This window comes from Micromonospora craterilacus, assembly GCF_003236315.1.
GTDB classification, from domain to species: domain Bacteria; phylum Actinomycetota; class Actinomycetes; order Mycobacteriales; family Micromonosporaceae; genus Micromonospora; species Micromonospora craterilacus.
In genome coordinates this window covers 1-4,500 of sequence record NZ_POTY01000355.1, presented here as the reverse complement: position 1 = coordinate 4,500, position 4,500 = coordinate 1, and the positions used below count along the sequence as shown (strand labels likewise).

Annotated in this window: 4 protein-coding genes; 3 read left to right on the top strand and 1 reads right to left on the bottom strand. The window is 69.9% G+C overall.

Features of this window, described 5'->3' with window-relative positions; all coding sequences use genetic code 11:
* Nucleotides 1-146: 146 nt before the first annotated feature.
* The 3 genes from C1I95_RS31985 (at nt 147) to C1I95_RS31975 (ending at nt 3,197) form a co-directional block, all read left to right on the top strand.
* Nucleotides 147-1,136, top strand: coding sequence for an ABC transporter ATP-binding protein (locus tag C1I95_RS31985; RefSeq protein WP_111219607.1), 990 nt, complete (start codon nt 147-149; stop codon nt 1,134-1,136).
* 37 nt (nt 1,137-1,173) lie between these two features.
* Nucleotides 1,174-2,376 carry a dipeptidase gene (locus tag C1I95_RS31980; protein WP_199524005.1) on the top strand — a complete coding sequence of 401 codons (1,203 nt, stop codon included), beginning with the start codon at nt 1,174-1,176 and terminating at the stop codon, nt 2,374-2,376.
* Between the two features lie 89 nt (nt 2,377-2,465).
* Complete coding sequence (locus C1I95_RS31975; RefSeq protein WP_111219605.1) at nt 2,466-3,197, top strand: GntR family transcriptional regulator; 732 nt, start codon at nt 2,466-2,468, stop codon at nt 3,195-3,197.
* A 113-nt stretch (nt 3,198-3,310) separates the two neighbouring features.
* Here C1I95_RS31975 and C1I95_RS31970 read toward each other — a convergent pair.
* A partial coding sequence (locus tag C1I95_RS31970) for a L,D-transpeptidase (RefSeq protein WP_111219603.1) occupies nt 3,311-4,500 on the bottom strand: 1,190 nt, incomplete at its 5' end.

Below are 4,500 nucleotides of genomic sequence, written 5' to 3'. Positions count from 1 at the left end.
GCCCAACCCGGCCCGGCTTCCCACCGGCTGCCCGTTCCACCTGCGCTGCCCCCGGGCCACCGACGAGTGCCTGGTGACCCTGCCGCCGCTTCGGGCGCTGCCGGCCAACCGGGCCAGCGCCTGCCACCACCACGAGGAGGTGCTCGGTGCCGCCCAGCGATGACGTGGTGCTACGGGTCGAGAACCTGGTCAAGCACTTCCCGGTCAAGGGGCGGATCCCCTTCACCTCGGGCGGGATGGTCAAGGCCGTCGACGGGGTCTCCTTCGACCTGCGCCGGGGCGAGACGCTCGGCGTGGTGGGCGAGTCCGGCTGCGGCAAGAGCACGCTGGCCCGGATGCTGGTCGGGCTGGAACAGCCCACCTCGGGCGCGGTGCGCTTCGGCCGGTCGGTGGTGCACCAGGCCAAGGGGCGGGAACTGCGCGCCCTGCGTCGGCGGATCCAGATCGTGCTCCAGGACCCGTACACCTCGCTGAACCCCCGGCGGACCATCCGGGAGATCCTGCTCCAGCCCTTCGAAATCCACCCCGACGTGCTGGACCGCCGGCGTCGGGTCGAACGGATCAAGGAACTGCTCGACCTGGTCGGTCTCGACCCCAGCCTGCACCTGGACCGCTACCCGCATCAGTTCTCCGGCGGGCAGCGCCAGCGCATCGGCATCGCCCGGGCGCTCGCGCTGAACCCCGACGTGATCGTCTGCGACGAGCCGGTCTCCGCGCTGGACGTGTCGGTCCAGGCCCAGGTGGTCAACCTGCTCGAACGGCTCCAGGAGGAGCTGGGCGTGGCGTACGTCTTCATCGCCCACGACCTGTCGGTGGTGCGCCACATCTCCGACCGGGTGGCCGTGATGTACCTCGGCAAGCTGGTGGAGACCGGCCCGGAGATCGACCTGTACGAGTCGCCCCGGCACCCGTACACCAGCGCGCTGCTCTCCGCCGTGCCGGTGCCCGATCCGGCCGGCCGCGAGCAGCGACAGCGGGTCCTGCTGGCCGGTGACCCGCCCAGTCCGGTCAACCCGCCGTCGGGTTGCCGGTTCCGGACCCGCTGTTGGCAGGCGACCGATACCTGCGCCAGCACCGAACCGCCGCTGGCCGCCGGTGCGCATCCGGTTGCCTGCCACTACCCGCTGGCCGCGTGACGGCCGGCGACCGCTTGTTTCCAAAGGAGAAGGTGTCTTGCTGCAAGAACCCGCCCCCCGGTACCAGGGCCACAGGTCGTACTCGTACCTGGAGCCGCACTCGGACTACCGGGTGTTCGCTTTGGCGACGGAAGTTGGTCGGGTACCGGAGCACGACCTCGGACTGGCCGACGCCCAGCGTGAGCGGGTGACCCGGCTGCTCACCGAGCACGCCGCGATCTCGCTGCACGAGCACCCGGTGATCCTGCCCGAGGACGTCCGCGAGCTGCGCGCCTACAACCGGACCGCGCGTCAGCGCACCGGCTACGAGGGCCTGGCCCGCTCCGGCCTGACCGCGGTCTTCGACAACTTCATGGCTGGTGCCTCCTGCGTGACCAGCGAGAACGGTTGGAAGTGGAACGACCTCATCTATGCCCTCGGGATGCGGATGAGCGACCTCTACAAGCAGGACCACGTCTTCCTGGCGACCTCGCTGGCCGACATCCACGCCGCGAAGCGGGACGGCCGGCTGGCTCTGGTCGCCGGCCTGGAGTGCAGCAGCCCGATCGAGAACGAGCTGGACCGGATCGACATCCTCTACGGCTTCGGCGTCCGCCAGCTCGGTATCGCGTACAGCCAGGCGAACATGCTCGGTGGTGGCCTCTCCGAGAAGCACGACGGTGGGCTGACCCACTTCGGTCGGCGCGCGGTGGACCGGATGAACAAGCTCGGTATCGCCATCGACATCTCGCACTCCGGCGACCAGACCTGCCTCGACGTGATCGAGGCCAGTCGGGTGCCGGTGTTCATCACCCACGCCGGCGCCCGCTCGGTCTGGGACACCTCCCGGATGAAGCCGGACGAGGTGATCCGGGCCTGCGCCGAGCGCGGTGGCGTGATCGGCATCGAGGCCGCTCCGCACACCACCCTCTCCGAGGCGCACAAACACCACTCGATCGAGTCGGTGATGGACCACTTCACGTACTGCGTCGACCTGGTCGGCATCGACCACGTCACGTTCGGCCCGGACACGATGTTCGGTGACCACGTGGGGGTGCACAACACCTACGCCGGCAACTACGCCCACGACGCCGGCAACCGGCCGGAGCACCCGCGGGTGGAGTACGTGTCCGGGCTGGAGAACCCGGGCGAGGCGTTCGGGAACATCGTCGGCTGGCTGGTCAAGCACGACTACTCCGACGACGAGATCGCCAAGGTGATCGGCGGCAACACCATCCGGGTGCTCGAACAGGTCTGGTAATGCCCTCCTGGCCGATCGGCCAGGAGGGCAACGACGAACTACACTCCCTAGGCCGCCGGGGGCGGCGGGGAACGATGAGGTGAAGGCGGATGGCTCGGCGCGAAACCGCGCTACAAACTGCGCACGGTCGGCTCCGGGAGCTGATCGGCAGTGAGTTCCGGTCGGGCGACAAGCTGCCCAACGAGCGGGACCTGGCCGATCGGTTGGAGGTCAGCCGGGCCACCGTACGTGAGGTGCTGGGCCAACTCGCCGCAGAGGGCGTGGTGACCCGTACCTGGGGGATCGGCACCTTCGTGCACGACGGCGCCGAGCGGGTGCCGGTGTCGATCGGCGACGTCACGGCGCTCCGGGACCGGATCACTGCCTCGGGCCACCGGCCGACGCTTCAGGACGCCACGGTCAGCCGGGCGAAGTGCCCCGCCGACTGTGCCAAGGTGCTCGGCTTGGAGCCGGACTCGCCGGTGTGGCGGGTCGACCGGCTCTTCGCCGTGGACGGCGTCCCGGCGGCCTGGATCCGTGACCATCTGCCGCTGCGTTTCGACGACCGCGACCTCGACCCGTCCGGGCTGGTCAGCATCGACCTGGACATGTTCGAGTTCCTCGCCAGCGCGACCGGCATGCCGGTGCGGCGAGCCGAGATCGAACTCGCCGCTGTGCTCGCCGACGAGGAGTCCACCGCCCGGCTCGGCGTGGCGGTCGGGCATCCGCTGATCACCGCGACCCAGATCGGCTACGGGGCGGGTGGTGCAGCCCTCTTCCACGGGCACATCACGGTCCGCACCGACGTGCTGACCCTGCGGATCAGCCGCGGAGGGGACTAGCCGGCACGGTGAGCGCCCCGGTGCCACCGGGGCGCTCACCATCGGGCCGACGCCTGAAGGCAGTGGCTGACCGGCTTCAGTCGTGCAGAGCCGCGTGGTGAGGCACTGCAGGCTCAGGCGGTGGGGCTCGCCGACACGTCCGGGTCGGCCACGTCGTCCGCCGCCGGCTCGTCCTCGACCGGCTCGTCCTCGGCCGGCTCGTACGGCAGGGCGCTGCCCTTGACGTACTGCTCCCAGCTGACGTTCCAGTCGGTCCACCCGTTGCCGAGCTGCAGCTTGCGCTCGGTGCCCTTGACCACGATCGGGTCGCCGACCCTGGTGTTGGTGAACAGCCAGGCGCCGTTGGCCATCGAGACGTTGACGCAGCCGTGCGAGACGTTGGTGGTGCCCTGCTGCCCCTCCGACCAGGGCGCGGCGTGGATGAACTCGCCGCCCCAGGTCAACCGCTGGGCGTAGTCGATCTTCGTCCGGTAGCCGTCCTCGGGGCCCAGCTCGTCGTACGTGTCGAAGACCGTCTTGCGCAGCTTCTCCATCACCACCATGGTGCCGCTGGAGGACGGGGTGCTCTTCTTGCCCAGGCTCACCGGGATCGTCTTGATCGTCGAGCCGTCCCGGGTGACGACCATCCGCTTGGTCTTGTTGTCCACCGTCATCACCAGCTTGGGGCCGACCTTGATGTCGACGGTCAGGTCGGCCCGGCCGTACCAGCCGTCACCCAGCGGCAGCCCACCCGCCTGCACCCGGTACGACACCTTGCTGCCGGCCTGCCAGAACTCCTTCGGCCGGTAGCGGACCTCGGTGGGGCTGACCCAGTGCCAGATGCCCTCCTGGGCCGGCGTCGAGGTCACCGTCATCCGCCGCTGCAGATCGGCCCGGTACTTCTCTGGGATGGCTCGGCCGAACTGCACGATCAGCGGCATGGCTACCCCGACGGTCTGGTCGTCGCCGAGGAAGCTGCTGATCCGCACCTGATTGCCCGGCTTCGCCATCACGGTGAACGCGCTGGTGGCGGTGACCGGGCGGCCGTCGTCGCCGGTCGCGGTGACCTTGGCGGTGTACGACCCGCCGTACGTCAACGCCTTCGACGGCAGCCAGCTCTTGCCGTCCGCCGCCAGCTTGCCCTTGACCGCCGCACCGCTGGCGTCGGTCAGCTCGACCGTGGTCTCCTTGGACTCCTTGGTGGCGAACGTGATCGCCGTGGAGGCAGGCACGTCCTTCGCGTCGGCGGCCGGCTCGCTGATGCTCGCCGACGCCTTCGCGGCCGGCTGCTCCGCCCCGTCCTGCCAGCCCGGCCCCTTGTCCC

Coding starts and splice junctions, on each gene's coding strand:
- C1I95_RS31975 (WP_111219605.1), top strand. CDS start 2,466: ATGGCTCGGCGCGAAACCGCGCTACAAACTGCGCACGGTCGGCTCCGG.